The following is a 26,234-nucleotide window of genomic DNA, read 5'->3' on the forward strand; positions in this document are numbered from 1 at the left end:
ATTATTGAAGGCTTAAATCAAGAACTTTTGACAGATCCAACACAATTAATAACCTGTCTCCTATTTTTCCGATGCCTTGAATGAACTGGTTGTCAATACTTTTTGAGGTGTGTGGTTTCTCTATATCCTCAACCGGCAGACTCAAAACCTCGGTTACTAAATCAACAGTCATCCCGATGACCACATCATCATAATGAAAAACAATGATCCTGGACATTTCAGTTATAACCTGTTCTCCCAGCCTGAAACGAACATGAGAATCGATAACGGGAATAATTTTGCCCCTGAGGTTGATAACCCCTTTAATAAAAGGCGGCGCCTTGGGAACCCTGGTGATATGGGACCAGCGTATTATTTCCTGCACATTCAGGATCTCTACCGCATATTCCTCGTCTTCCAGCTTGAAGGCCACGAACTGCTTCTTTTCTGCCACCTGCCATCCCCCCTTTATCTTTCAAAAAAGTGTGCCTATGTCAATAATCAGCGAAACCCTGCCGTCGCCTAATATTGATGCCCCGGCTATTCCCGGCAGGTTAGCCAGCAGCCTGCCCAGCGTATTGATTACGATTTCCTGCTGGCCTATCAGCTGGTCAACAACCAGCCCTACCTGCTGCTCGCCTTTCCTGACCACCACCACATAGATGTCTTCCGACCGCTGCTCGCCGGGAACAGCGAAAATGTCTTTCAAAAAGAAGAGCGGCAAAACTTTACCTCGCAGGAGCATAACCTGCTGTTCCTGCACATTTTTCATTTGCTGTGGCTCCAGGCTCGTTGTTTCATCGATGTGCGCAAGCGGTATAGCGTACGTTTCGTCCTGGACCTGTACCAGCAGAGCCTGGATAATAGCCAGGGTTAAAGGAAGCTTGATAATAAATTTTGTTCCCTGGCCCTCTTTTGTTTCGATATAAACCTGGCCGTTCAGTGACTGAATCTTGCTTTTTACCACATCAAGACCAACCCCACGACCAGAAAGATCGGTTATCGTTTGTGCCGTGGAAAATCCCGGTTCAAAAATGTAGCTGAGAATCGCCTGATCATCAACCGTATCCAGGTGTGACTGGCTTATAAACCCGTTTTCAAGCGCTTTTCGCTTTACTTTCTCTATGCTGATGCCTTTCCCGTCATCCTCCACGGAAATGATTACCTGGTTGCCTTCCTGCCTGGCCGACAGGCGAAGCAGCCCTTCCGGTTTTTTCCGCAGGGCCACTCGTTCCCCTGGCGGCTCGAGCCCGTGATCAAGGGAATTGCGTATCAGGTGAACAAGCGGGTCGCCGATCTCATCGATAACCGTCCTGTCAAGTTCGGTCTCTTTCCCTTCCAGGATCAGATTCACTTCTTTTCCCAGTTCCTGAGCCAGGTCTCTGACCATCCGCGGAAAGCGGTTAAATACCTGTTCAATGGCCACCATCCTAACATTCTGGACAACCGACTGCAAATCTGTTGTTATCCTGCTGATTTGTTCAATCGTCTCGTTTAAACCGGGTATCTTGTTAGTGGTATTGATTTGCTCCAGCCGCGTCTTGTTGATGACAAGTTCGCCCACCAGGCTCATCAGGCTATCGAGGCGGTTAATGTCAACACGAACCGTTTGATGAACCTTTTGCTTTTTTTCGCGTTGAACTCCGGGTTCAGCTTCTGCCGCCCGGTCCTGGGCAGCCTTTTGCCCGTCCGTAGATTTCTCTTGGCCGTTATCAGTCGCGATTTTGACTTCTTCAATGCTGCCCAGTTGCACTTCGGCCAGGATTTCCACCTTTTTTCGAATAACAGCTTCGTCCTCTTCTGAGACAAGAAAGACAACAAATTCGTTTTTAAATTTCTCATCTTCAATGTCCTGGGTGTGGGGGATTGACTTGATTATCTCTCCGGCCTCTTCCAGGTTGCGAAAAACAGTAAAGGCCCTCACTCCCTTCATTACACAGCCGGGGTCGACCATTATCCGGAGGCGCCAGGTGCGTATGCCCTTCTCGGAGGCTTTTTTTATCAGGTTTATTTCGTATTCATTAAAGCCGTTCCCGTTATCATCCAGATAAACCGTCCGCTCCCCGGCAGGCTGTCTCTCTTTGCTGTCATCGCCTGGCAGCAGTTCAGCCGTAAGCTTTTGCACGTCCACCTGCAGGCTTTCTCCCTGCCGTAAACTTCCCAACATGTTTTCCAGCAAGTCTGCCGCTTTAAATAATGAGTTGAACACAGCAGTAGTAAGCTCCTGTTTTTTTTCACGCAGCTTATCAAGGAGATTCTCCATCTCGTGAGTGAGTTGGGTGATCGGATCATACCCCATGGTAGCGGACATTCCTTTTAAAGTGTGGGCCGCTCTGAATATTGCGTCTAAAAGGTCAAGTCTTGAAGGGTTGTTTTCCAGCGCCAGCAAATTTTGATTGAGTGCCTGGAGATGCTCCTGCGCTTCCTCAATAAAGAGGTCCTGGTATTGACTCATATCCATGTTTGCCGCCTCCCTATTTTTTGATAAAATGCCAGTTCGATTAAATCTGCTATCCTGTAAAGCGGGGCTTCGTGATCGATTGCGCCAAGCTGGCAGGCAGCTTTTGGCATTCCGTATACAACGCATGTTTCAGCGCTTTCCCCGATAGTCACCGCACCGGCATCCTTCAGTTCCCTTATTCCTCGCGCGCCGTCGTTTCCCATGCCCGTCATGATTACCCCCACCTTTGGTTGCGACAGCCTGGCCACGGATTTCATCAGGACATCCACGGAAGGCCTGTGCCCGTTGACAGGCGGCTCCTGGTGCAGGTGAATGGTAATTTTTTCGTTGACGTCTCTAACTTCCATGTGGTATCCGCCGGGAGCGACAAAAGCCATCCCGCTTTTTACCTCATCACCGTTTTCCGCCTCTTTCACCAGAAACTGGGAAGACATGTCCAGACGTTGGGCCAGCGATTTCGTAAATCCCGGAGGCATATGCTGAACAATCAGTATCGCGGCATTAAGCCCTTTTTTCAACCGGCTCATGACTTCAAAAAGAGCTTTTGGCCCCCCTGTAGACGTTCCAATGGCCACAATCGAAAAAGGATGGGCGACAGTGCTTTCATGGGCCGGTCCCCTTTCTGGAGGTGCCCCGGTTAATTTGAATTTGCCGACTGCGGCACCAGCGGCTGTTTTTATTTTATTGATTAATTCCTCACCCAGCTGGGTTACCTGCAGAAAAACCGGCCCGCCAGGTTTGGTAAGGAAATCCACCGCTCCTTTTTCCAGTGCCCTGATGGTGGCGGCAGATCCTCTTTGCGTATGGGCAGAGAGCATGACCACGGGAATCGGGTTTTCCTCCATTATTTTCTCCAGGGCTTCCAGCCCGTCCATAACCGGCATTTCTATATCCAAGGTTGCCACGTCGGGTTTAAATAACTTGATTTTCTGCAGCGCTTCTACCCCGTTTCTCGCAGCAGCCACTACTTCAATTTCTTTATCTTTTCCGATCAGGTCTTTAAGAAGCCTGCGCATAAAAGCGGAATCGTCCGCCACGAGGACCCGTATTTTTTTTTGCGGGTTGCTCAAGCTATAGTAACCCCTTTCTTCTCAGCTCTATCTGTTTTTGGTAAACGTGCTTGATAAGGTACTGCCTTTCTTTTTCGGACAGGAAGGTAAACTTTATACCGATGATGTTCCTTTCAATTCCGTCGCTGTCTATTTCCCAGTCGTTCCAGATTACGGACCCCATGGTTTTGAATGGCCTGCCGTCCAATTCAAAGTCTATATACACATCGGTGTTTTTCTCCAATTTTATCGGCTTTATCAAAACAAGCATCATCCCGCCACCGCTTAAATCCCTGCTTTTACAATGGACCTCCATGGCCTGTCCCAGGTAGTCTTCCCATTTGAGCTGCACCTCCAGGGAATAGGGGACGCGCACGTACTCCCTGTTTTGTACCCTTTCAATTTTTTCCGGATACTCGACCAGCACCACCGGCACATTTTCCACTGCGCTGCGCAAAACGACGGAACGAAAGGTGTAAATGGCAATGTTATCCCAATACCACACATTGACGGGCGTGCCCCTGCTTAAAAAGATGGGCACCCTGTTTTTAATAGGACTGGCCAGGACCAACTCTTCTTTTTCCAGGTTTTCTACCCGGCTGCGGTAGCGTGCGCTTCTCTCCTGCTCATCAGCAATATCAATGGCTACCAACTGGCCGACTTTCAAAATTTTCCGCAGATCTTCCATCACAACACACCTACCTGAAGTATTCGGCTACCCTGCTGAAAAAACCTTTCAACCCGTTATGCGGGTTAGGATGATATTCCTGTTTGGACATACTTGCCGCAATCGTCAGAATATCTTGCGAGGCAGGCGCATGAGGATACGTGAGGACCAGCGGAGATTGTTCATTAATGGCCTGTCCCACCTTGGGGTCTTCCCTGATGGGTCCAAGATAATCCAGCGAATACTTTAAAAAACGGTTGACCGCAATTTCCAGTTTTTTGTAAACCGCAACCCCCTCGGCGGCATCGATTATCCGGTTCACCACCAGTTTAACCCTGCCGTTATACCTCTGCTGCCTGATCGTTTTAATCATCCCATAGGCATCGGTCAGGGCCGTCGGTTCGCCTGTTGTCACAATAATTATCTCATCAGCCGCAAGGGCAAAACTCAGCACAGACTTGGAGAGTCCCGCACTGGCATCGATGATGAAAAAATCCGCTGTCCCGTCAAGATGGCTGAGTTTGGTGAGAAAATTTACCAGTTGCCACTCCTGCAGGTTGGCCAGCTCGTACATACCGGTACCGCCAGGAATAATCTTGATCCCTTTCGGGCCGTTGTAAATAACTTCCGAAACCGACTTTTCCCCCCTTATAACCTGGGAAAGGTTATAAGGAGGCGATATTCCAAGGATGACATCGATATTAGCCAGCCCAAGGTCAGCATCGAGCAGGATCACCTTTTGTCTGAACTCGGACAGGGCTAGCGATAGATTAACGGCAAAGCTGCTTTTTCCGACTCCGCCTTTTCCGCTGGCAATGGTAATCACCTTCGTGTGTTTTTCCTGCCCATCTATTTGCGCTTCCAAATCCTCTTTCATACTCTGGACAAGCAAACGCAAGCTATCGGCCTGGTTCTTCATACACGCTACTCCTTAATAAGCATCTGTACAAGTTTTATGGGATCGGCGATCTCTATGTCATCAGGGATGTTTTGCCCAATAGTGAAATAGGAAAGGGGGTATTTTGTCTTGCAGGCAATGTTGTATAGAGGACCAAAGAATGAAGTCTCGTCAAGTTTGGTGAAAATCAGCCGCGTTATCCCTAGATCCTGGTAAACATCAAGGATTTGCAGCAAATCCTGGTATTTGCTGGTAGCGGAAAGAGCTAAAAACACTTCATCCGGGTTGGCTATCTCCAGGTAATTATGTAGTTCTTCAATATGCAGGGCGTTTTTATGGCTTCTTCCCGCCGTATCTATAAAAATTATGTCACTGTCTGAGATTTCCATCAAGCACTCTTTCAACTGGTTAAGTGAATAAACCACGCTAACCGGAACATTCATTATTTCGCCAATGGTCTTCAACTGCTCGGGGGCTGCGATGCGGTAAGTATCAACAGTGACAAACGAAATCTTCTTCATCTCCACAATCGCGTACATGGCGGCCAGTTTGGCTATGGTAGTGGTTTTCCCGACACCCGTGGGACCGACCATGGCATAAACCTTGGGGATCCTGTACCTGCTTCTGTCGAAAACAACCGGTTTGCTCTTGTTCTTTATCGGCTTGAGAAGGTTGTTGAAAAAAATGCTGTTGACCTGTTCGTCAGGGATATTCGCATGCAGCGCCAGTTCCTGCATGGTGGCCTTTACCGTTTTTACGGCGATTTTTTCATCGACACCCTGTTTCTTCAGGCGGGCAAAAAGATTCTGCCCAAGTTTTGGAAAACGGGATATATGACCCGTGTTCTCTATCAGCCTGCTCATCTCTGACATTACTTTTTTCATTTCATCAAGTTCATATCCTGCCTGAATAGCTTCAGGTTCGGCTTCCCGGGCCAAGTTTTCCGCAGGTCTTCTGGCAGGCGGCAAGATGGACCTGCCCCCCTGTGTCCCCGGCGCAGCGTTCGTCTTGCCGGGCCTTGTATCAGAACCGCTATCGGCGGCAGCGGTAACTTCAACATAGTTCTTCTTAAACAGGCCCAGTATTCCTCCTTCTTTGAAATACCTGGTGTGGAGTATTACGGCATCTGTTCCCATTTCACTTTTGATTTTGGCCATGGCCTCCTGGATGTCACTGGCTACAAATCTCTTGACCCGCATCTATACCTTCACCATCCCCACCGACTCAATATCCAGGTTCGCAGGAATTTCGCTGTATGAAAGCACAGGAACCGCCGGCAAAACCTTTTCCAGCAGACGGCGCAGGGGAGAACGAACCGCCGGTGAAACCAGCACGACCACCTGTTTCCCCAGCATGCCGCTCTTTTCCAAAAAACCGGCTATTCGCCTGATAATTTCCTGGGCAGTCCCCGGTTCTATGGCTAAATAACTACCGTATTCCCCCGCCTGGATGCCGTTCTTTATTATTTCTTCAACCTTTGGATCCAGGGTAATGCAATAAATCTTACCCTCTTCGTCGGCATACAACTGCCCGATCTGCCGGGCCAGTTTCTGGCGCACATGTTCCGTCAGCACGTCAGGGTCCCTGGATATTGCGCCCCAGTCCCCAAGCGCTTCCATAATCGTGACCAGGTCCCTGATCGGTATCCGCTCTTTCAGCAGGTTGGACAGCACCTTATGCACCTCCGCCAGGGAAAGAATGCCAGGCACGACTTCTTCCACCACGGCGGGGTACTCCTTCTTCAAATTGTCCAGCAGGGTTTTGACATCCTGCCGGCTGATGATCTCGGCAGCATTGTTCTTTAAGAATTCCGTAATATGCGTGGCCAGCACCGCCGGAGGATCAACAACCGTGTACCCCGCCATTTCAGCTTCTTCTCGCAGCGTCTCACTGATCCAGAGGGCTGGCAGCCCAAAAGCGGGGTCTTTCGCTGCTATACCGGGTATATCCTTTTCCCCACCCATCGCCAGGTAATGGCCCATCATCACCTCTCCCCTGGCCTGGGGTACGCCTTTCAACTTTAATACGTAAGCATTCGGCGAAAGCTGGATATTGTCGCGTATCCTAACGGGAGGGATCACAATCCCCAGTTCCAGCGCGCACTGCCTGCGAATCATGACCACCCTGTCCAGCAGGTCTCCCCCTTGTTTTTCGTCGACCAGGGGAATCAACCCGTACCCCAGTTCCAGCTCGACGGGATCGACGTGCAGCAGGGCATAGACAGTATCAAGTTTTTTGTCTTCTTCCTGTTCTTTCTGGACCGCTTGCCGCGATTCAGCCTGTCTTGTCACCTGCCTGCTCCTATTTTGTGTGTAAGCCAGGAAAGCCAGACTTACTCCCAGGAACAGGAACGGCAGTTTGGGCAGGCCAGGCACAAGACCAAGAAAGACCAGCACTCCGGCTGTTATAGCCAGCAGTTTGGGTTCCGAAAAAACCTGTCTGGTCAAATCTTTACCCAGGCTGTAGTCGGAGGCGGCCCTGGTTACGATTATACCGGTGGCCGTGGAAAGAAGCAGCGCCGGAATCTGGGTGACAAGACCGTCCCCAACGGTAAGCAGCGTGTACGTTTGAGCGACTTCCCCGATCCCGCCCATTTTTCTTTGCAGCATGCCAACAGCCATGCCTCCCAGTATATTAATAACAGTGATAATTACACCGGCAATGGCGTCTCCTTTTACAAACTTGCTGGCGCCGTCCATGGCCCCGTAAAAATCAGCTTCCCGCTGGATCTTGTTTCTCCTCTGGCGGGCCTCTTCTTCAGTTATCAGGCCTGCATTAAGGTCAGCATCAATACTCATCTGCTTGCCAGGCATGGCGTCCAGGGTGAAACGGGCCGCCACTTCGGCCACTCTTTCGGCGCCCCTGGTAATGACAATAAACTGGATAACCACCAGGATTAAAAAAATGACAAATCCAACAAAGGGGTTGCCTCCCACCACAAACTGCCCGAACTGGCGGATCACCTGCCCGGCGTTGGCCTGCAGCAGTATCAAGCGGGTTGAGGATATATTCAAAGCCAGGCGGTACAGGGTCATAACCAGAAGCAGCGAGGGAAAGATTGAGAAATCCAGCGCTTCCTTGTTATACATGGAAACAAGCAGGATCACCACAGCACATGTGATGTTAAAAACAATCAAAACATCAAGCAGTGTGGGATGCAGGGGTATGATCATCAATAAAACGATGGATAGAATACCCAAGGTGATAATGACATCTATGTAACTGACAATCCTGCGAATAAGTGGAGAGGTTGACACGGACTATCCTCCTAATAACGTTTCTTCAGCCTGTAAACATGGGCGATCACTTCGGCTACAGCCTGATAGAGGTCTGCCGGGATGGCCATGTTGATTTCAACTCTTTTATACAATATCCAGGCCAGTGTTTTGTTCTCAACGACTGTCACCCCATGAGCCGAAGCGATTTCTTTTATCCTGGCGGCAAGGTGGTCCTGGCCTTTCGCCACCACCACGGGAGCATTCATCTCCTCCTCATATTTCAACGCAACCGCCACATGTGCAGGGTTGGTAATAACCACCGTTGCCCTGGGCACCTCCTGCATCATTCGCCTGGCAGCCAGCTGTCTCTGCCTTTCTCTTATTCTGGCCCTGAGCTGGGGGTCCCCTTCAATTGTTTTATACTCCTCTTTCACTTCCTGTTTGCTCATTTTTAAGGACTGCTCGTACTCATAGACCTGGTACGCATAGTCACCTAGGGCCAGTATAAAAAGCACCAGCAGGATCCGCCAGCTAACCGCGAAAGTGATATCTCCCAGGTAGGCCAGAGACGACTCAACGGGGAATCCCATCAACACCGACAGACCAGGCAGCTGTTTTCTCAGAAAACTTAAAGCCACGTATCCCACCAGCAGCGTCTTCAAAACCGACTTGACGAGTTCAATTACCGCCCGCTTGGAAAAAATGCGTTGGAATCCTCTGGCCGGGTTAAGCCTGTTTAAATCAAACTTAAGCGGTTCCGCTGTCAAGAGAAAGCCGACCTGTACCACATTCGACACCAACCCGGCTGCAAGCGCCACCAAAAGGACCGGCCCGGCCATTTTGGCCATAACGAGAACCGTCTCAAGAACCATAGCCTCCGCGCGTTCCACTGTCAAATCCGCGCTGCTGTATGAAAATATATGATAAAAGAACTTCTGAAAATCACGGGCCATCGCGGGAAACCATACCTGGAGCAAAAGCAGCGTGAGCGCAAGCACAGTAACGGTAACAATCTCGTTGCTCCTGGCTACCTGGCCTTTCTTGCGGGCTTCTTCTCTCCTGCGCGGAGTGGCCCTCTCCGTTTTTTCTCCGGCAAAAAGCTGCAGATTTAATCTCAAGGAACTCATTGTTTCATACCATCACATCAAGTATATGGTATAACTGCTTCACCATTTCGGCGATCAACGTATTCATCAGGTATATATAAAACGGTATTGCCGCAAGTAAAACGCCAAAACCCAGAAGTATCTTGGCGGGCATCCCCACCAAAAAGATATTCATCTGCGGTATGGTCCGCGACATTATCCCCATGATTAAGTCCGTAAAAAACAGTGCTGCCGCAACCGGTAAGGCGAGCTTGAAGCCGGTTGCAAAAACGCCGCCGAAATATGTGGTCAAAAGTGCGGCGAAATCCTTTTGAATTGACAGGCGGCCCACAGGTACGAGACTGTAGCTGTCAAACAGCGCCTGGATAAAAAGATGATGGCCGTTTACCTGTAAGAAGACGAGCAAGGCCAGGATGAATTTGAGGTTTCCCAGGATCGGAGCCTGTGTCCCGCTCAGCGGATCGATCACGTTCATAATCCCGAATCCCATCTGGACGTCAATAACCTCTCCCGCCAGCTGAACTGCGGCAAAGAAAAGCTGGGCTACCAGCGATAAAGCCAGGCCGGTGACAACTTCACTGGCAACGACAAGCAGGTAGGCCGCCGTACTGCCGGGGACATCGAAGTTTTCGCCGGCGCCAAGCTGCCATGCAGTAAGCGCCATAAATAGGATAAAGGCTGCCTTCCAGGTAACGGGAAGATTCTTAGTGCTGTATACAGGAGCGAAAGCGATCCCTCCAAGGCGCGCCAGCAATATGAAGAACTTGTCGCTTTCCTGTAACAAGGCGAAAAAGGTCTCCATTTTATCTCATCAAACCCGGAATGGTCTGAAAAAGTCCTTTGGTGAAACCGATAAGAAGATTAAGCATCCACGGTCCGAAAATAACGAGCATGACCAGGACCAGCACAATCTTGGGCACAAAAGTGAGGGTCTGTTCCTGGATCTGGGTGGTGGCTTGAAAGATACTGACCAGAAGGCCCACCAGCAGGCTCGTCCCCAAAAGCGGCGCGGAAAGAAGCAAAATCGTGTACACGGCTTCTCTGGCCAGGTAAATAATATAATCCTGTGACATGATAAGCAACACCCTTCTTGGTGAAATTCAAGTTCAGCGAAAACTGCTCACCAGCGTCTGCACAACCAGGTGCCATCCATCCACCAGGATGAAAAGAAGAAGTTTAAACGGCAAAGAGATCATCATCGGAGGGAGCATTAACATTCCCATGGACATGAGGGTACTTGCCACGACCATGTCAATGACAATAAACGGAATATAGATAATGAAACCTATCTGGAAAGCTGTTTTCAGCTCGCTGACGGCAAAAGCCGGGATCAAAGTTGAAGTCGGAATGTCTTCCTTGCTGTTTGGTTTGGGCAGTTTGGACAAGTTGACGAAAAGCGCCAGGTCGTTTTCCCGGGTCTGATTGAACATAAAAGTCCGCAAGGGCTCCATTGCCCTGTCAAAAGCCTCTTCCTGGGACATTTCCCCTTTCAGGTACGGTTGAATTGCTTCCTGGTTCATTTCCGACCAGACGGGGGCCATCGTAAAAAAGGTCAGGAACAGGGCCAGTCCTATAAGCACCTGGTTGGGGGGCATCTGCTGGGTCGCCAGCGCGTTTCTTAAAAAGGAAAGCACCACAATGATCCGCGTAAACGAGGTCATCAGGATCAGAATCGCCGGGGCAAGGCTTAAAACCGTGAGCAGGGCCAGCAATTGGAGGCTTAGAGCTATATCGCCCGGCTGGTCGGAAGCGCTCACTTCCAATCCTATCTTGGGAAGAGCTAACGGCGCCGCATAAACAACACCCCCCCAAAAAAGCGCCGCGAGAAGGAAGAGGACTATTAATATCCTTTTATTCACTGCCGTTTTCCCCTTCCTTAGCCCGGTGGAATAAACGATGGGTTTTCTCCAGCCGTTTATTAACCTCATCGCTGAGCTTTTGGCTGAGTTCCTTTTCAAACGTTTCCCGAGGCCTTTTTTCAGACCTGCCGAATATTCTATCTTTGAAAACCGCGGTTATGCCTGGTGGTATAAGCTGTTCGGATGCTTCCAGGGCGGCTTTTACGGCCTGCCATTCTTCATCATCCTGGTCAATCTCGAGAAGGACGCTCAGACCGCTTTCTCCAGCCGCCAAAACATAAACGCGCGAGAACACTTCCACCAGGTATAATCCCTTATTCGGTGCCAGTGCTTGGAAGTCGTATATGCGAATCCAGCCCGTTTTCTCCCGCTGCAGTTTCAACTGCAGCTTTTGATGTTTCCTGATGATTCGAAAAACCGCCAGAGTTAAAAGCAGTATCATGAGCAGGCTAATAACCAGGCGAAAGAAAAGGCCGGCCATGCTGGGTTGTAGCTGGGGTTGAAGTTCAGCGGCTTCTGTTTGAGCCGCTGCCGCAAGAGCATAAATAAAGCCTGCCATCTTCCTCACCCTAAAAGAGAGCTTTTTGTACTGCTTCCAACACCCTTTCCGGCTGGAACGGTTTAACTATAAAATCCCGTGCCCCGGCCTGGATGGCGTCAATAACCATGGCCTGCTGTCCCATCGCGCTGCACATAACTATCCTGGCGTTCTGGTCAATTCCCTTTATTCTCCTAACCGCTGAAATCCCATCCAGCTCGGGCATGGTAATATCCATGGTTACCAGGTCGGGTTTCAATTCCTTATACTTATCTACGGCCACCTGTCCGTTTTCCGCTTCACCCACAACTTCGTAGCCATTTTTCGTCAAGATATCTTTCAACATCATTCTCATAAACGCAGCGTCGTCCACTATCAGCACTCTCGGCATTCTCATATCCTCCTTTTTTCATCAACAAAGCTTTATCTTAAATTCTTTACCCTCTCCGCCGGTGAAATGATTTCCGTCACTCTCACTCCAAAGTTTTCGTCGATCACTACCACTTCTCCCTTGGCTAAAAGTTTCCCGTTTACCAAGATATCGGCCGGTTCGCCAGCCAGCTTGTCCAGTTCGATGATGGACCCTGTGGTCAGTTCCAGAATATCTTTTATCTTCCTTTGTGTTCTGCCCAACTCTACTGAAAGCTGAAGCCCGACATCAAGGATCAGGTTGAGGTTGGGCTGCCCACTTACCTGTGCCGGCTCCGGCGAGAACTGCTGGAATGCCGGGGGGCTCACTGTGACAGGGCTTTGCAACTTCTCTGTTTGGAATTCTCTCACTTCCATGAACTGAGACTGTTGATAGGGCATCGGTTCCGCCCGTCTTTCCGCAGGTTTTGCGGTTTTACCCGTAAATTCATTTTCGATCCCTTTATTAACTGCCTTGTCAGAAAAATCGTTTTTGGCCATTAGTTCTTTGTAAAGTTCTTTGGCAAATGACACAGGCATCAGCTGCATCATCTCGCTGTCGATCAGTCCTTGTATCACCACCTTGAAGGATATTTTCACAATAGTTTCCGTATCATCGAAAGCGAAGTGATAATTTTTCATTTCATACAAATCCAGCGTTGGCGGTGATATATCAATGCGCTTGTTCAGTATCTGGGACAGCGAAGTGCAGGAGGTCCCCATCATCTGGTTCATCGCCTCGCTTACGGCGCTGAGGTGGAGCTCGTTCAGCTCAAGGGGAGGCTGGCTACCATCGCCGCCCATCATCAGGTCCACCATCACGCCGGCATCATAGGAGTGAATAACGAGAATGTTGGAACCCTGCAATCCCCGGTTATAGTTAACATCCACCATCACATAGGCTTTATCATATTCTTTCTTAATGATCCCTGTCGTGGTAAGAGACACGGAAGGCGTGGTAATCTCAATCTTTTTCCCCAGCAGCGAGGACAGGGTTGTCGCGGCTGCCCCCATGGAAATATTGGCAATCTCCCCCAGGGTGTCTACTTCCATAGGGTCCAGAATATTGCTTTCTTCGGGTGTTTCTCCGGTGCCGGCGTTTTTGGCGAAAGTGTCGTTTAAAAGCGCGTTGATTTCGTCCTGCGAGAGGATACTACCACTACTCAATTTCCTCGCTCCCTTCCTGATAAAGCTGGGTTATTTTCACGGCAAGCCTGTTCCCGATGAGTCCCGGTTGTCCCAAAAATTTTAGGCTAGATTTGATATAGACCTCGACATCCCTGTTTACAGGTTGTTCAAGGTTGATCACGTCTCCCACCTGAAGTTCCAGAAGCTCGCTGAGGGAAATGGTGTTCGTCCCAAGTATAACGGAAACAGGCACATCGGTTTTTTCTATGATCCTTTTGATATGCCTGGAATTGTCCTGATTTACGGAACGCACGCTCCCGCTGAACCAGAACTTGGTGTTCAGTTTATCGGAGAGCGGTTCAAGCATCAGGCAGGGCAGGCAGATGTTTACCAGCCCTTCAGTTTCCCCAATTTGCATGTTTATGGTAATAATCACGACCATCTCCAGGGGCGACAAAACCTGGGTAAACTGAGGGTTAATCTCGATGCTTTCCAGGTAAGCATTAACTTGCAGCAGGCTGCTCCAGGCGTCTGTGAACAGGTTGAGGATTCTTTCAGCCACTCTTTCCATCACGCTTTTTTCTATTTCCGTAAGCGGTCTGCCCTTGATAGAGCTCAAGCCCGGGCCCCCGAAAAGCCTGTCGATGATGCTGAAGCCGATCACGGGGTTGATCTCCAGAATACCTTTACCTTCCAGCGGCAGCATGCTGAAAATGTTAAGAATCGTAGGGTTGGGGATAGACCTGATGAACTCCTCGTACGTAATCTGATCAACAGAGGCCACTTTCGCCATGACGCGCGTGCGCAGGCTTCCCGACAGCATGGTTGTCAACAGCCGTCCGAAATTATCATACAACACTTCCAGGGTATACAACTGGTCTTTGGAAAACTTGCTGGGACGGCGAAAATCGTAAACGCGAATCTTTTTGCTGGTCTCTTCGTCCCTGATGGCTTCAACATCAACCTCGCCTGACTGCAAGGCGGACAACAACGCGTCAATTTCCGATTGGGAAAGTATCTCGCTCATCTGCCGCTTACCTCCCGGCCCCCTGGCTCAGCTGAATACAATATTCTTGAAATATATCTTGTTAACCTTCCCTTTATACAGGAATCCATTGATCGACTCGAGCAAAAGCTTCTTTAGTTCCTCTTTTCCCTCGACCGTGCCCAGTTTATCCAGCGTTTGTCCCGACAAAATCATGATAACCGTATCCTGCAAAAGCGGGAGTTTTTCTTCCAGTTCTTCTTTCGCCTTTTTATCGCTCAGCTCTATAGCGAATTTTGCCTTGATGTAGTGATTAATGGATTCCGACAGGTTCACAGTAAATTCTTCCGTTTCATAGATTGGTCCTACCTCTATCCTGGGCGTATCGGCCGATTTCGCCTTCACACTGTAAAGCAAGACGCCGGATACGCCCAGCAAGGCGATAAGTACGACCAGGACAGTTAAACCAAGTACTTTAATAATCCGATTCATTACTGTCTCTCCTTTTACTTTGGCTCATTGAGGCGCAGGCTTTCCCGGATGATCACGATATCCACCCGCCGGTTTTTTTCCCTGTTTGTTTCACTCGTATTGGGAACAAGCGGGTGAAACTCGCCGTATCCCACCGCGGAAAGCCTCTGCCCCGGCAGTCCCTCTTGAATAAGAAACCTCAGCACGTTTGTGGCTCGCGCGGTGGACAGTTCCCAGTTGGACGGAAACCTGGGCGTGTTGATGGGCAGGTCATCCGTATGGCCTTCGATCCGGATGGGGTTGTCGATTTCTTTCAAGATACTGGTTACTTCCTGCAAGACTTCTTTAGAACCTTCCAGCAGGTCGGCCCTGCTTTTTTTAAAAAGCACGGATTCCTGAAAGCGAAGCACCAGTCCTCTTTCCTCCGTGGCCACCGTTACGCTGGCGGACAGCCCTTTTTCTCCCAGGTATTGATTCAGCTTATCCTTTACCTGTTCCAACATAATCATTTCCTGCTGGTATCTTAAAAGATCCTGGACGCGGCCCGGGTCCAACTGGGCTTCCAGGTTTCGCGCGGCACTGCCGTCATTTCCGGGTATTTGATCCGCAGCCTGCTCCAGAATGCTCTTCCCGCCATCCAGCGGTCCCAGGGCACCCTGCAGTGAACTTACTACAGATTTCCATTTTATGGCATCCAGTGTGGAAAAGGAATACAGCAGGATAAAGAAGGTGAGGCACAGCGTTACCATATCGCTGTATGTCAGGAGCCAGGGCATCAGGTTTTTTTGCTCAACGCTTCTTCTATGCCTCAACACTGCCGTATACCTTCTTCCTTTCCGCATCCAGCATAGCAGCGACAGCCTCCTTTTCGCCAGGATTTAAGTAGGCCTTCATCTTTTCAGCCACCACGCGCGGGTTCTCGCCGGCCTGGATAGAAAGTATCCCTTCGATGATGATTTCCTTGGCAATTATTTCTTCACTGCTGCGAAGCTTGAGCTTCCCGGCGATGGGCAAAAAGATCAGGTTGGCCAGCAGCGAACCGTAAAAGGTCGTAATAAGGGCCAGGGCCATTCCAGGCCCAAGCGCGGCGGGGTTGTTAATTTTCTTGAGCATGAGAATCAATCCCATCAGGGTACCGAGCATTCCGAAAGCAGGCGCGCTCGCGCCCATGGCTTCAAAAATGCCGGCCCCCACCTTGTGCCGTTCCTCCAGCATCAAGATTTCCGTCCGCAGGATGTTCTTGATCAGTTCAGGGTCTGCGCCGTCCACAACAAGCCGCATCCCCCTTTTCAAAAACTCGTCGTCGCTTTCTTCAACCTCTTCTTCCAGGGACAGAAGGCCTTCTCTCCGAGCAATTTCAGCATACCTGACCAGTATCTTGATCACTTCGTCCGTCCGGTGCGAGTTGCCTTTGAAGACAACTTTAACCACCTTCATGACGCTGATGATATGGCTCAAAGGATAATTGATCAGCGTCGCGGCAATAATACCCCCCAGTACAATAAGCAGGGAAGTGAAACTCCAGAAAGTCAGGAGGCTCCCTTGCGTCAGTATTGCCGCCAGTATAAGTGAAATGCCGAGAAAAACGCCCAGTATTGTCGCCAGATCCATACCAGCATATCATCCTTTTTAGTTAATTCTTGCTGCGCCCTATAATTTCCTTTCTCGCCTGCCGGGTATTATTTCACTTCCTTGAACCCCGCAGGACGCTTCTTTTATATTGCACAACCTTGTCTATCACCTCGTCCACAGGGTTGGAGACCACCATCTTCTTGCCGTTGGACAAGGTGATAATCGTATCGGGAGTCGGCTCAATCGTTTCGATCAACTCGGCGTTCACCACTATGACGGAACCATTCAGTTTGTTTAGAATAATCAATACATATCCCTCTTTTCTTTTGCCCCCCGTCCCGCTTTCCAGGGACGGGGGGCAACTTCGCTGTTACCTGCGGAGGTTCACCAGTTCTTCAAGTATCTGGTCGGAGGCCGAGATCACGCGGGAGTTGGCCTGGAACCCGCGCTGCGTGATGATCATGTCCACGAATTCCTGGGAAAGGTCGACATTGGACATTTCCAGCGTTTCCGGCTTGATTATCCCGCGGCCGGAGACGCCCGGCAGCCCCTGGTCCGGTTCGCCCGAGTTGTTGGACGGTAAGAACAGGTTGTTCCCGACCTTCATCAGGCCGGCTGGATTGGCAAACGTGGCTATCGCGATCTGGGCCAGTTTCCTGTTCTGGCCGTTGGAAAAGCTGCCCGTAATCGTCCCCGTTGTATCCACGGCCACCGACTTCAGGTCTCCAGACGAGTAACCGTCCTGGCTGAAGCCGATGATCGTGAAGTCCCCGGCATATTCGGTAACATTGGCAAAATTGAGCAATATGTCGAACGGGTCGGCGCCCGCGACCGTGAGGGTGGCGTTGCTGACGCTGGAGGCGCCCGTGTTGAGCTTGCCGGTGCTGGGGCTGAAGACCAGCGTCCCTTTCCCGTCTTCCAGGAAATTAACCACCGTGTTGCCGGAAGCGTCGACAGTGGTCAGCGAAGTATCCACCTCCCAGGTGTTGTTGTTCACCTTGGTGAAATAGGCGACGAGCTGGTGGGCATCCCCTTTGGAATCATACACGGTGATGGGCGCCTGGTAGTTCGGCATCCAGTAGGTAATGTCGTAGTCCCCAGTAGCCACCGATGAATCAATCGTTACTTTCCCGTTTAGATAATCGACCGTAAAATCTGTCCCCTCGGTGAGGCCGGCGATCGTCACCTTGGTCACCGGCAGCTTTTCGGCGTTCAACACCACCTCCGTATCGCTTCCGTTCGTGTGGGCGACGTCTTCCAGTTCCCCCGTAAGGACGGTGGCCGTGGAGTCCAGGTTCTTGGAATACTGGACCGTGGAAGTGGCCTTGGGAGGAGAAGTCATGTGCGAGGAAAGGTTCAGGTCCGAAAGGCTGGCGTTGGGATCGATCACCCCGTTGCTGTCGGCCAGTATCCCTTTCACCACCATGCCGTTGCTGGTGTTGATCAGGGTCTTGTTGAAGTCGAAGTCGAAGTTTCCGGCCCTGCTGTAATAGATGTTGCTCCCGTCACCCATGATGAAAAATCCCTCGCCCTCAATGGAAAGGTCGGTGTTCTTCCCGGTGGACTGCGGGCTGCCTGCGGTATGGATCACGTCGATGGACGCCAGGGTCATGCCCAGGCCGACCTGCATGGGGTTGGTGCCGCCCCGCCCGGCCTGGGGCGAGGAAGCGCCGCGCAGGGTCTGGTTGAGCATGTCCTGGAAGGTTACCCTGCTCTTTTTGAAACCGACCGTGTTGACGTTGGCGATGTTGTTGCTGATCACATCCATGCGCGTCTGGTGGTTTTTGAGACCGGACACGCCGGCAAAAAGCGAACGCATCATAATAAATGACCTCCTTTTTTATTAGGGTTTCCTGCGGCCAGGTTCTGTCATTCCCCGGCCAGGGCTTCCTCAAAAGAGGTCCAGCCCTTTTACTTTTCTTTCAGTTGATCACCGCGCTGTCGATATTGGTGAACACGTTCTCCTTCCTGCTGTCGCCGTCGACGGCGGTGATCACCGTGCTGTTCTTGACGCTGACCAGAAATGCCAGGTCGTCAACCAGGATGAGCGAGTCCCTGCAGCCCTTGGCTTTTGCCTTTTTCACCGCTTCGTTCAAGCGGTAGAGGTGTTCATCCTTGAGCTCAATGTCCCGGGCATTCAGCCTTTCCAGGGCATGTCGGGAAAACCTTAATTCCCCGGCCTGCTGCATCTGCCGCTGCAGGACCTGGCTGAACGAATCCTGTTTTGCGGCAGCTGGCTGTTTTTGGACGGCTGTCTTGCCTGTCGGCTGGATGGGCTGCGGGATGATAAACGGCTTTTCCACCATTGGAGCCACCTACTTTATCATACTGATTTCAGATAATGGGACCTCGTTGTCGTCAATAACCGCCACGTAGCTGCCGTTACCTTTTTTTAGCGCCGCGACCGTCCCCGTCATTTCCTCGCCGTCTTTCTGGTACGTTACCTCTTTGCCCAGCAGTCCGACGCCAAGATTCATCAGGTTGACCCCAATGTTCATGGTGATTAATGACGCTTGTTCCTCCAGCAGGCCGTTCAGGTTATACATCTGCTCAAGGCTGGAAAACTGGGCCATCTGGGCGATGAATTCCCTGTCCTGCATGGGGTTCATGGCGTCCTGGTACCGCAGTTCAGTCAGCAGCAGCTTGAGAAAGTCATCCTTGTCCAGGGCCTTTTTAAGGGCGCTCTGCTGCGTATAAGCGGTGACGCCGCTTTCATTTGTTCCCGAAACCTGCATGAAAACCAACCTCCTCTTTTTAGACTAGATAGTCGATGCCTGCGCGCGGCACGGTGCCCGGAGCTTGGAAAACCACTGTTTCCATGTCCTGATAAGCCTGCTGTCCCTGCCAGCTGCCCTGGTAATCAGTCTTTTCCCTGAACCAGCCTTGTTGCTGCTGGTGCTGCTGCGGATTCATGAACTGGCCTCCCAGCTCCACATCCAATCGCCCGTACCTGATGCCCTGCTCGGAAAAACTCTGCCTTAAACTCTGCATGCCGTTTTCCAGCAGGGTTTTTGTCTCCGCGTGTTCCACGGCGATTTTTACCGAGACAACCCCGTCGTGCGAGGTCAGCCTTACCAGCAGGCGGCCAAGTTCCTTGGGCTCCAGCTGAATGATGAATTCCCGGCTTCCTTCCCGGCCGGCGCCATGCTCCAGCCTGGCGCGGACAATGCGCGGGAACTCTTCCGGCAGCTCGCTGGCCGGCATCCTTACCGGCGGCGCTTCTTTTACGGCAGGCCTGTTTCCCGCCGTTTGCTGGGCCTGGGGTTGGAAGAATTCCGCTTTGCCAGTCTGCTGGCCGGTGACCTTTTCCTTGCTCTCTTCAGGCTGGACTGTTTCCCGGAAACCCGTCTCCAAGGCGGTGTTCCCTTGCACGTTCGATCGCCCTGCGGTCTTTTCGCCCGGCGGCGGCGTATTAATAATTGTTTCCGGTTCAAGCATATCTTGAGCCTGGTTCAGGTTATTCGGCTCAAGACGGGAAGCAGCCGGAACCTCTTGCTCCGCACCCGGCAAACGCGCTCCAGGCAAGTCAATCTGGCTAGCTTCCCGGTCGATCTTTGGCGCGTCAGTCATTGCGCTGATTTCCGCGCCTTCCGGGCAAGCCTCCGCTTTAAGAGGAACCGCAACGACCTCCTCACCCACACTGGCCTGCGGCGATACGACTTTTTCCTGGGGCAAGGGGGACGCTTTCCCGGACAGTCCTTTGTTCCCGCCGGCTACCTGGCTGGTCCGGGGATCACCGGCCATCACAGGTGTTTGAGTTAGCAGCACCGCCTCCTCGCAGTCCCTTGTCCCGTTTTCCCTGGCAGGGCCGTCAATTGATTTGTTGAACACAGGCCGGTCATTCAGCGGGCGTGCTGCGTTTTGGGCCTCAAGCACCAGACCCTGCACCGGCAAAAGATTCTCTTCCTCCTTCTGTCCTCCGGGCAAAATACCCGTCCTTTCCACCGGCGCGGCTTCTTCCTGTACCGCGAGAGTACTGGTTCCCTGGAGGACCGGCGCACTTGCCGCTTTCTTCTCCGCTCCAGGTAATACCTCCTGGAGGTTGGACTGCAAAACCATCATCAAGGCAGCAAGAACACCGGAAAATTCTCCCTGGCCCAGGATGCCCGGCTGTTCCCGGCGCATTGTGTCGGTCCTTGCCTGGTCAATGCTGGACAGTTCCTGTAATTCCACGGCCATCATTATCACCTCCTTTCCCCGGTTTGGTTTATTTAAACAACCTCAAAGCATGATCACATGCCTGGAGGATTGTTTTCCAAGAGAAGCTGCGTGATAAACGCCGCCCGCTGCGGTTCCATCAGCGACAGGATTTTGGCCGCCTGTTCCTTTTCCAGAAGCGGCAGGATGGCAACAACCGTGCTGTCATCCAGGTTGTTCATCACCTTGACTGCGGCCTCCGGCTTCATCTCTTTGTAATACATGGCCATTTCTTCCGCTTTCAGGCGCGCTCTTTCTTTTTGTTCCTTGTACTCGCGCAGGGCAGCCAGTTCCTGCTGTATTTCTTCGACCTGACTTAAAAGCGTCGCTTTTTCTTTTTCCAGGTCAAGTATCTTTTTTTCCAGTTCCACCTTAGCAACCCGCAGTTGAATGTTTTCCTCCTCAATTGGAGACACGGCCGGCACTTTCGGCTGGGCCTGCTCAGGCTTAACGAAATACCCTCCCACCACGGGAAGCTGGCCAAGCATGCCTGTCAAGTCAATAATACCCATGGCGCTGGCCGCCCAGAGCCCACCCAGGAAGGAGGCAACCAAGCAAAGGATTATCAAGGTGAACGGAATCCTTGTTTTGCTCATTTCTCTCTTCCTTTAGCGGCAGCCCGCAAGCTCATCCAGCAAGGACTGCTCTTTTTTATCTTCTTCATACAAGTAGTCCCTGCGCTTTTTTTCCCGCAGCTTTTCCAGGACTTTTTTTTCTTTCATTGCTTCCAACAGCGCGCCGCGGGCTTCATCCAGTTCCTTCTGTTTCTCGGCCACGACCGCCTGCTGCCTGGTAAGTTCTTTTTTTAGCCGCTTCCGGTAATTCCAGGCAATGGCAATTTCCTGGAGATTGACCACTCCCTCCTGCAGGCATTTCAGTTCCTCATCCGCTTTGTTGAGCATCTGTATTATCTCGTTTTCGCGGTTCTGGGCCAAATACAGGTTATAAAGGCATTTTCCCACTTCATCGCGGCAGAGGTGTTCTTTATATTCTTTAAGCCGCAAAATGCTGGCCAGCCTGAACCTGAACATATCGTCTTACCTCTTTTCTTCCCTGCTTATTCTTTGATATATTTCCTGCAGCCCGACCAGCGAATCTTCAAACCGGCATTTCTCATTAATACCCTGCTTCAGGAAATCATCAATGGTCTCAATGTATTTGATGGCCTGGTCAATCTTTCCGTTGCTTCCCGGTTGGTATGCTCCCACGTCAATCAGGTCTTTGGCTTCCCGGTACACGGCCAGCAGTTCCTTTATTCTGTTGACCGCCTCCCAGTGCTCGGCCGAGACAATATTTATCATCACACGGCTGACACTGTTCAGGATATCAATCGCCGGGTAATGACCAAGCGCCGCCAGCTGGCGAGAAAGAACAATGTGCCCGTCCAGGATTCCTCTTACCGTATCGGAAATCGGCTCGTTAACGTCATCGGCGTCCACCAGAACCGCATAAAGCCCCGTGATGCTGCCTTTTTCCGAAGTGCCGGTTCTCTCCAGCAGGCGCGGGAGAAGGGCAAACACCGAGGGAGTATAACCCTTGGTGGCCGGCGGTTCGCCTATCGCCAGCCCTATTTCCCTCTGGGCCATGGCAAAACGAGTTACCGAATCCATCATCAGGATAACCCTGGCCCCTTTATCCCGGAAATACTCAGCAATCGCCGTGGCCAGAAAAGCTCCTTTGATCCTGACCAGCGCCGGCCGGTCAGACGAGGCAACCACAACCACAGACTTTTTCAGTCCCTCTTCTCCCAGGTCGTTTTCTAAAAACTCCCGGACTTCCCTACCCCTTTCTCCAATTAAGGCTATGACATTAACATCAGCGCTGCTTTCCCTGGCAATCATCCCTAACAGCGTGCTTTTCCCGACCCCGCTTCCCGAAAAAATTCCCAGGCGCTGTCCTACTCCGCAGGTCAGAAATCCGTCAATCGCTCTTATACCAAGGGGAAGCGGCTCTTTGATCCTTTCTCTCTTGAGCGGGTGAGGCGACAGTTGGTCCAGGCTGTATTCCGTCTCCCACTGCAGTTTTCCCTTGTCGTCAATGGGCTCCCCCAAGCCGTCCAGGATCCTGCCAATGACCTGGGGCCCGACCTTCACCTTCATCGTCTCCCCGCTGGCAAAAATGACGTTCCCCGGTGTTATCCCGTTCATGCTGTCAAGCGGCATAAGAAGTGTCTTATTTTCCCGGAAACCAACAACCTCCGCCGGAATAACGCCTTTCTCGTTTTCTATGTATACCAGCTCGCCCATCCCCGCTTTTGGTCCGTTGGCATGGATGACCAGACCGATTACCTCGCTCACCGAACCTTTAAAATGCAGGGTCTTGGTCTCTTTTATCCTGGTTTTCAACCTTTCAAATTCCATTGTCATCCACTACTTCCAGGAGGGCCTTTTTAAGTTGGATTAATTGTTCTTCCAGCATCGAATCGAGATAACCGTTTTCCGTAACAACCTGGCAGTCGCCAGGTTTAATGTTGGGGTCTTCCGCAATCTTAAATTTTTCCGGACAAACGTCTTTGAACTGTTCCTCAAAACCGCTCAAATAAGGTATGTGGATGGGATTTACCTTGACGGTTATTTTCTCGGCATCCCTAACATGCTCCAGGGTGTTTTTAATCACCTGGCAAATCACCTCGGGCCTCGTTTCAATAACCGTCCCTAGTATTTTCTCGGTTAAAGCGATTACCAGTTCGACCACATCCTTCTCTTGCTTCCTGTACAGATCTTCCTTCTGCCTTTTTAGGCTGGCGATTAAAGATGCGGTCTCCCTGCCCAGTTTTTTTATCTCCGCTTCCGCTTCTTCCAGACCTTTCTCGTAACCCTGGTCATAACCTTCCTTGTATGCCTTATCCTTAACAACCTGGTAATCCTGCAGGCTTTTTTCGATCAAAGAGTGGGCCTCTTCTTTGGCTTTGAGCAAAATGTCGTCCGCTTTTTGCTGGGCCCTGGCTACCAGCTCCTCCAGCATCACTTTGGTCTCGTTGTAAATGACATCCACCGTCTCTTTGGTCAGTTCCTCGTTATGGTGGTCATGATCGACCGGCATGGCAGTAACTGCAGGACTCTGCGCGCAGGTTTTCGATTTCTTGTTTTCTGTTATGACAAAACGGGCCTTGATGATCTTAGACAATTAATTCGTCCCCTCCGCCGCGTGAAATAATGATTTCCCCAGAATCTTCGAGGCGCCGGATAATATTGACGATGCGCTGCTGCGCGTCTTCCACGTCGCGAAGCCGCACCGGACCGAGAAATGCCATGTCTTCTTCCAGCATTTGGCCAGCTCGCTTGGACATGTTTTTCTTGATTTTCGTTGCTACCTCTTCGCTTGATCCTTTCAGGGCCAGGGCCAGGTCTTTACCATCGACCTCCCTTAACACAAGCTGGATGCTCCGGTCATCCATCTTGGTAATATCCTCGAAGACAAACATGAGTTTCTTGATCTCTTCCGACAGTTCCGGGTCCTGAACCTCTAAGGTTTCCAATATCGTCTTTTCCGTCGCCCGGTCCACCTTGTTGAGAATATTGACAATCGCCTTGACCCCGCCTGTGCTGGTGTAATCCTGGCTGCCCAAGGCGCTTATTTTTCTTTCCAGAACGTTCTCCACTTCTCTGACAATCTCCGGAGACGTCCTGTCCATGATAGCGATCCTTCTGGCCACGTCGGACTGGTGCGCAGCGGGCAGAGCAGAAAGGATTGCCGCCGCCTGCTGTGGTTCAAGATAGGACATGATCAGCGCAATGGTCTGCGGGTGTTCGCCTTGGAGAAGGTTCAGTATTTGCCCGGGATCTGTCTTCCTTACAAAGTCAAATGGCTTTATTTGCAGGTTCGAGGAAAGCCTGTTGATAATATCAAGGGCCTTTTCGTTTCCCAGAGCTCTTTCCAACACCTGTTTGGCATACTCGATGCCGCCCTGGGCGATGTATTGCGAGGCCATGTACAACTGGCCGAACTCTTCGATTACCGTATCCAGCTGCTCACCTTTGATCGTGCGTACATGGGCGATTTCCAGGGTCAACTGTTCAATTTCCTCGTCGCTCATGTATTTCATAACCCTGGCGGAATTTTCCGGCCCAAGGCTTATCAGAAACACTGCGGCTTTCTGGCGGCCTGTCAGTTTCGTAACCTTAGACAATTCCTCTCACCCCTACTCTTCTGCCAGCCACGTTTTTACAACCTTTGCCACGTCCTCGGGGTTGGATTGAACAATTTGCTCCACCTGTTTGCGCAAATTTTTCTTTTCAGCGGCTTCCCCGGTCAAAGGCATGCTCAGATCGACAGACGGAGCCGCTGGAACGGTAGCTGCTGCCTGTGTAGAAGCGGAAAGTCCAGTTTGCTTAACCAGGGTTCCGAATCCGCGGATAGCGTAAACAGCAAGGCCCAACAGGAGCAGCCCTCCCAGTGCCATCAGGGCTAGCTTGATATACTCCCACCTTTTTGCATCCTTTTCCGCCGCAGCCATCTGGGCTGTCAGCTTATCCGCTTCCGCCGTATTAAACGGCATCGCCACGATGGCCACCTGGTCACCCCTGTTCTTGTCCAGACCGGCCGCGCTGCTCACAGCTTCGCTTATTTTTTCCTGGTCCTGATCCGTAATATCGCCGTCAATCAGGACCGACACTGAAATCCTGGTCACCTTCCCGGGTGCGGTTATCTTTGTTTCCACAGTTTTTCCCACTTCATAATTGCGTATGCGTTCTGTAAGCTGGTGTTCAGTTGTCCCACTCGAGCCGGCGCTTCCGTAACTCGGGCCGCTCATGTTGGCGTCGGCAGGATTTTCGCCGCCTGTCCCGCTGGTACCTTTTGATGTTTCCTCTTTCAACTGCTCGCTTACCAGCACGGGATCGCTGTACTTTTCGGATCTGGTTTCCACCTGGTCAAAGTCCATGGAAACGCTTGCCCTCACCACCGCCTTCCCCGCGCCCTGCATTCTTTCCAGCATTGTCTGGATGGAACGGGCCAGTTCCTGCTCGTACTGCCGCTTCAGGGCCAATTGATCAAGCGAAATTTTCGGCGTCTTGGCAGTGCCGCTTTCGGCGATTTCTTCAGAAAGCAGGTTGCCGTTGACATCCATGATCGTCACATTCTCGGCTTTCAGCCCTTCCACGCTGTGACTGACAAAGGCCATAATCGATTTTATCTGCTCCGGTTTAAGCTGGGCATACGGCTTAAGCCGCAAGAGAACAGAAGCAGTCGGTTCCTTTTCGTCTTTAACAAAAAGCGACGGAGCGGGCAACGCGATATGAACCTTAGCCTTTTCCACCTCGTCCAGTTCTTCGATAGTCCTGGTCAGCTCGCCCTGCAGGGCAACCAGAAATCGAACCCTTTTGTCGGTATCGGTTTCGCCGAACCGGGTTTCATTGAAACTCTCAAACCCGACGACTCCCTGCAGGTTGATCTGCCCGGCCATGTCAAGCCTCAACTGGTACTTGTCCTTGCTTGCCACCAGGATTGTCCTTCCCTCATCAGCAAGCTGGAAATCCACTTTTAGCTCTTTCAGTTTCGCCGTAATGGCGCTGGCGTCCCTGGGATCGAGATTTGTGTACAAAGGTTCCATTTCAGGCTGGGAAAAGAACAGCAAGGCAACAACTCCTGTAAATGCGGCCAAAACTATGCCGGCCAGGGTCACTTTCTGCCATACCGTAAAATTCGACCAGATTTTTTTCGCTTGCTCTATAAACTGCAACCAAAAGCCCATGACGTC

General features: G+C 51.2%; 29 protein-coding genes. All 29 read right to left on the bottom strand.

Features of this window, described 5'->3' with window-relative positions:
* Position 1: 1 nt before the first annotated feature.
* The 29 genes from NUV48_02195 to fliF all read right to left on the bottom strand — a co-directional run bounded on the left by NUV48_02195 (position 2) and on the right by fliF (position 26,228).
* Complete coding sequence (locus NUV48_02195) at positions 2–433, bottom strand: chemotaxis protein CheW (protein MCR4440950.1); 432 nt, start codon at positions 431–433, stop codon at positions 2–4.
* 21 nt (positions 434–454) lie between these two features.
* Positions 455–2,440: a chemotaxis protein CheA gene (locus NUV48_02200; protein MCR4440951.1), complete on the bottom strand. Its 1,986-nt coding sequence runs from the start codon at positions 2,438–2,440 to the stop codon at positions 455–457.
* A complete protein-coding gene (locus NUV48_02205) occupies positions 2,431–3,510 on the bottom strand; it encodes a chemotaxis response regulator protein-glutamate methylesterase (GenBank protein MCR4440952.1) in 1,080 nt (359 codons plus the stop codon). Before NUV48_02205 ends, NUV48_02200 begins: the two co-directional genes overlap by 10 nt.
* A gap of 1 nt (position 3,511) precedes the next feature.
* Positions 3,512–4,177 carry a flagellar brake domain-containing protein gene (locus tag NUV48_02210; GenBank protein ID MCR4440953.1) on the bottom strand — a complete coding sequence of 222 codons (666 nt, stop codon included), beginning with the start codon at positions 4,175–4,177 and terminating at the stop codon, positions 3,512–3,514.
* Between the two features lie 10 nt (positions 4,178–4,187).
* Positions 4,188–5,075, bottom strand: a complete 888-nt coding sequence (locus NUV48_02215; protein ID MCR4440954.1) for a MinD/ParA family protein — start codon at positions 5,073–5,075, stop codon at positions 4,188–4,190.
* Positions 5,076–5,080: 5 nt separating this feature from the next.
* Positions 5,081–6,253 (bottom strand): flagellar biosynthesis protein FlhF, encoded by a 1,173-nt coding sequence (gene flhF, locus NUV48_02220; protein MCR4440955.1) that lies wholly within the window; start codon positions 6,251–6,253, stop codon positions 5,081–5,083.
* Positions 6,254–8,311, bottom strand: coding sequence for a flagellar biosynthesis protein FlhA (flhA, locus tag NUV48_02225; GenBank protein ID MCR4440956.1), 2,058 nt, complete (start codon positions 8,309–8,311; stop codon positions 6,254–6,256).
* A gap of 11 nt (positions 8,312–8,322) precedes the next feature.
* On the bottom strand, positions 8,323–9,399 hold the full coding sequence (flhB, locus tag NUV48_02230) for a flagellar biosynthesis protein FlhB (protein ID MCR4440957.1): 1,077 nt from the start codon (positions 9,397–9,399) through the stop codon (positions 8,323–8,325).
* A gap of 4 nt (positions 9,400–9,403) precedes the next feature.
* Positions 9,404–10,162, bottom strand: coding sequence for a flagellar biosynthetic protein FliR (fliR, locus tag NUV48_02235; protein ID MCR4440958.1), 759 nt, complete (start codon positions 10,160–10,162; stop codon positions 9,404–9,406).
* A gap of 19 nt (positions 10,163–10,181) precedes the next feature.
* Complete coding sequence (fliQ, locus tag NUV48_02240) at positions 10,182–10,451, bottom strand: flagellar biosynthesis protein FliQ (GenBank protein MCR4440959.1); 270 nt, start codon at positions 10,449–10,451, stop codon at positions 10,182–10,184.
* A 33-nt stretch (positions 10,452–10,484) separates the two neighbouring features.
* A complete protein-coding gene (gene fliP / locus NUV48_02245) occupies positions 10,485–11,237 on the bottom strand; it encodes a flagellar type III secretion system pore protein FliP (GenBank protein MCR4440960.1) in 753 nt (250 codons plus the stop codon).
* On the bottom strand, positions 11,230–11,796 hold the full coding sequence (locus tag NUV48_02250; protein MCR4440961.1) for a flagellar biosynthetic protein FliO: 567 nt from the start codon (positions 11,794–11,796) through the stop codon (positions 11,230–11,232). Before NUV48_02250 ends, fliP begins: the two co-directional genes overlap by 8 nt.
* 10 nt (positions 11,797–11,806) lie before the next feature.
* On the bottom strand, positions 11,807–12,166 hold the full coding sequence (locus NUV48_02255; protein MCR4440962.1) for a response regulator: 360 nt from the start codon (positions 12,164–12,166) through the stop codon (positions 11,807–11,809).
* 32 nt (positions 12,167–12,198) lie between these two features.
* A complete protein-coding gene (gene fliY, locus NUV48_02260; GenBank protein ID MCR4440963.1) occupies positions 12,199–13,350 on the bottom strand; it encodes a flagellar motor switch phosphatase FliY in 1,152 nt (383 codons plus the stop codon).
* Positions 13,343–14,338 (bottom strand): flagellar motor switch protein FliM, encoded by a 996-nt coding sequence (fliM, locus tag NUV48_02265; protein MCR4440964.1) that lies wholly within the window; start codon positions 14,336–14,338, stop codon positions 13,343–13,345. Before fliM ends, fliY begins: the two co-directional genes overlap by 8 nt.
* Positions 14,339–14,365: 27 nt before the next feature.
* Entirely contained in the window at positions 14,366–14,788 is a 423-nt protein-coding gene (locus tag NUV48_02270) for a flagellar basal body-associated FliL family protein (protein MCR4440965.1), read from the bottom strand.
* A gap of 14 nt (positions 14,789–14,802) precedes the next feature.
* On the bottom strand, positions 14,803–15,582 hold the full coding sequence (locus NUV48_02275) for an OmpA family protein (protein MCR4440966.1): 780 nt from the start codon (positions 15,580–15,582) through the stop codon (positions 14,803–14,805).
* Positions 15,569–16,378, bottom strand: coding sequence for a MotA/TolQ/ExbB proton channel family protein (locus NUV48_02280; GenBank protein ID MCR4440967.1), 810 nt, complete (start codon positions 16,376–16,378; stop codon positions 15,569–15,571). Before NUV48_02280 ends, NUV48_02275 begins: the two co-directional genes overlap by 14 nt.
* A gap of 73 nt (positions 16,379–16,451) precedes the next feature.
* Positions 16,452–16,646, bottom strand: coding sequence for a flagellar FlbD family protein (locus NUV48_02285; GenBank protein MCR4440968.1), 195 nt, complete (start codon positions 16,644–16,646; stop codon positions 16,452–16,454).
* A gap of 63 nt (positions 16,647–16,709) precedes the next feature.
* Positions 16,710–18,161, bottom strand: coding sequence for a flagellar hook protein FlgE (locus tag NUV48_02290; GenBank protein MCR4440969.1), 1,452 nt, complete (start codon positions 18,159–18,161; stop codon positions 16,710–16,712).
* Positions 18,162–18,261: 100 nt separating this feature from the next.
* Positions 18,262–18,645, bottom strand: a complete 384-nt coding sequence (locus NUV48_02295; protein MCR4440970.1) for a flagellar protein — start codon at positions 18,643–18,645, stop codon at positions 18,262–18,264.
* Positions 18,646–18,654: 9 nt separating this feature from the next.
* Positions 18,655–19,074, bottom strand: coding sequence for a flagellar biosynthesis protein FlgD (locus NUV48_02300; GenBank protein MCR4440971.1), 420 nt, complete (start codon positions 19,072–19,074; stop codon positions 18,655–18,657).
* A 19-nt stretch (positions 19,075–19,093) separates the two neighbouring features.
* Positions 19,094–20,521: a flagellar hook-length control protein FliK gene (locus tag NUV48_02305; GenBank protein ID MCR4440972.1), complete on the bottom strand. Its 1,428-nt coding sequence runs from the start codon at positions 20,519–20,521 to the stop codon at positions 19,094–19,096.
* Between the two features lie 50 nt (positions 20,522–20,571).
* A complete protein-coding gene (locus NUV48_02310) occupies positions 20,572–21,132 on the bottom strand; it encodes a hypothetical protein (GenBank protein ID MCR4440973.1) in 561 nt (186 codons plus the stop codon).
* A 12-nt stretch (positions 21,133–21,144) separates the two neighbouring features.
* Positions 21,145–21,567, bottom strand: a complete 423-nt coding sequence (fliJ, locus tag NUV48_02315) for a flagellar export protein FliJ (GenBank protein MCR4440974.1) — start codon at positions 21,565–21,567, stop codon at positions 21,145–21,147.
* Positions 21,568–21,573: 6 nt separating this feature from the next.
* Complete coding sequence (gene fliI, locus NUV48_02320) at positions 21,574–22,902, bottom strand: flagellar protein export ATPase FliI (GenBank protein ID MCR4440975.1); 1,329 nt, start codon at positions 22,900–22,902, stop codon at positions 21,574–21,576.
* Positions 22,886–23,662: a FliH/SctL family protein gene (locus NUV48_02325; GenBank protein MCR4440976.1), complete on the bottom strand. Its 777-nt coding sequence runs from the start codon at positions 23,660–23,662 to the stop codon at positions 22,886–22,888. The genes fliI and NUV48_02325 overlap by 17 nt, the downstream gene beginning before the upstream one ends.
* Positions 23,655–24,665: a flagellar motor switch protein FliG gene (gene fliG / locus NUV48_02330; protein ID MCR4440977.1), complete on the bottom strand. Its 1,011-nt coding sequence runs from the start codon at positions 24,663–24,665 to the stop codon at positions 23,655–23,657. The genes NUV48_02325 and fliG overlap by 8 nt, the downstream gene beginning before the upstream one ends.
* 12 nt (positions 24,666–24,677) lie before the next feature.
* Positions 24,678–26,228 carry a flagellar M-ring protein FliF gene (gene fliF, locus NUV48_02335; protein ID MCR4440978.1) on the bottom strand — a complete coding sequence of 517 codons (1,551 nt, stop codon included), beginning with the start codon at positions 26,226–26,228 and terminating at the stop codon, positions 24,678–24,680.
* Positions 26,229–26,234: the final 6 nt, after the last annotated feature.

The organism is Peptococcaceae bacterium (assembly GCA_024655825.1).
Lineage (GTDB): Bacteria > Bacillota > Peptococcia > DRI-13 > PHAD01 > JANLFJ01.

Excerpts from the sequence above, each read along its gene's own strand:
- fliQ (MCR4440959.1), bottom strand. The coding sequence starts at position 10,451 with ATGTCACAGGATTATATTATTTACCTGGCCAGAGAAGCCGTGTACACG.
- NUV48_02215 (MCR4440954.1), bottom strand. The coding sequence starts at position 5,075 with ATGAAGAACCAGGCCGATAGCTTGCGTTTGCTTGTCCAGAGTATGAAA.
- NUV48_02210 (MCR4440953.1), bottom strand. The coding sequence starts at position 4,177 with ATGGAAGATCTGCGGAAAATTTTGAAAGTCGGCCAGTTGGTAGCCATT.
- NUV48_02250 (MCR4440961.1), bottom strand. The coding sequence starts at position 11,796 with ATGGCAGGCTTTATTTATGCTCTTGCGGCAGCGGCTCAAACAGAAGCC.
- fliF (MCR4440978.1), bottom strand. The coding sequence starts at position 26,228 with ATGGGCTTTTGGTTGCAGTTTATAGAGCAAGCGAAAAAAATCTGGTCG.
- fliM (MCR4440964.1), bottom strand. The coding sequence starts at position 14,338 with ATGAGCGAGATACTTTCCCAATCGGAAATTGACGCGTTGTTGTCCGCC.
- fliI (MCR4440975.1), bottom strand. The coding sequence starts at position 22,902 with ATGACAATGGAATTTGAAAGGTTGAAAACCAGGATAAAAGAGACCAAG.
- NUV48_02300 (MCR4440971.1), bottom strand. The coding sequence starts at position 19,074 with ATGCAGGTTTCGGGAACAAATGAAAGCGGCGTCACCGCTTATACGCAG.
- NUV48_02295 (MCR4440970.1), bottom strand. The coding sequence starts at position 18,645 with ATGGTGGAAAAGCCGTTTATCATCCCGCAGCCCATCCAGCCGACAGGC.
- NUV48_02200 (MCR4440951.1), bottom strand. The coding sequence starts at position 2,440 with ATGGATATGAGTCAATACCAGGACCTCTTTATTGAGGAAGCGCAGGAG.
- NUV48_02280 (MCR4440967.1), bottom strand. The coding sequence starts at position 16,378 with ATGGATCTGGCGACAATACTGGGCGTTTTTCTCGGCATTTCACTTATA.
- flhF (MCR4440955.1), bottom strand. The coding sequence starts at position 6,253 with ATGCGGGTCAAGAGATTTGTAGCCAGTGACATCCAGGAGGCCATGGCC.
- flhB (MCR4440957.1), bottom strand. The coding sequence starts at position 9,399 with ATGAGTTCCTTGAGATTAAATCTGCAGCTTTTTGCCGGAGAAAAAACG.
- NUV48_02290 (MCR4440969.1), bottom strand. The coding sequence starts at position 18,161 with ATGATGCGTTCGCTTTTTGCCGGCGTGTCCGGTCTCAAAAACCACCAG.
- NUV48_02255 (MCR4440962.1), bottom strand. The coding sequence starts at position 12,166 with ATGCCGAGAGTGCTGATAGTGGACGACGCTGCGTTTATGAGAATGATG.
- NUV48_02310 (MCR4440973.1), bottom strand. The coding sequence starts at position 21,132 with ATGAGCAAAACAAGGATTCCGTTCACCTTGATAATCCTTTGCTTGGTT.
- NUV48_02305 (MCR4440972.1), bottom strand. The coding sequence starts at position 20,521 with ATGATGGCCGTGGAATTACAGGAACTGTCCAGCATTGACCAGGCAAGG.
- NUV48_02270 (MCR4440965.1), bottom strand. The coding sequence starts at position 14,788 with ATGAATCGGATTATTAAAGTACTTGGTTTAACTGTCCTGGTCGTACTT.
- fliJ (MCR4440974.1), bottom strand. The coding sequence starts at position 21,567 with ATGTTCAGGTTCAGGCTGGCCAGCATTTTGCGGCTTAAAGAATATAAA.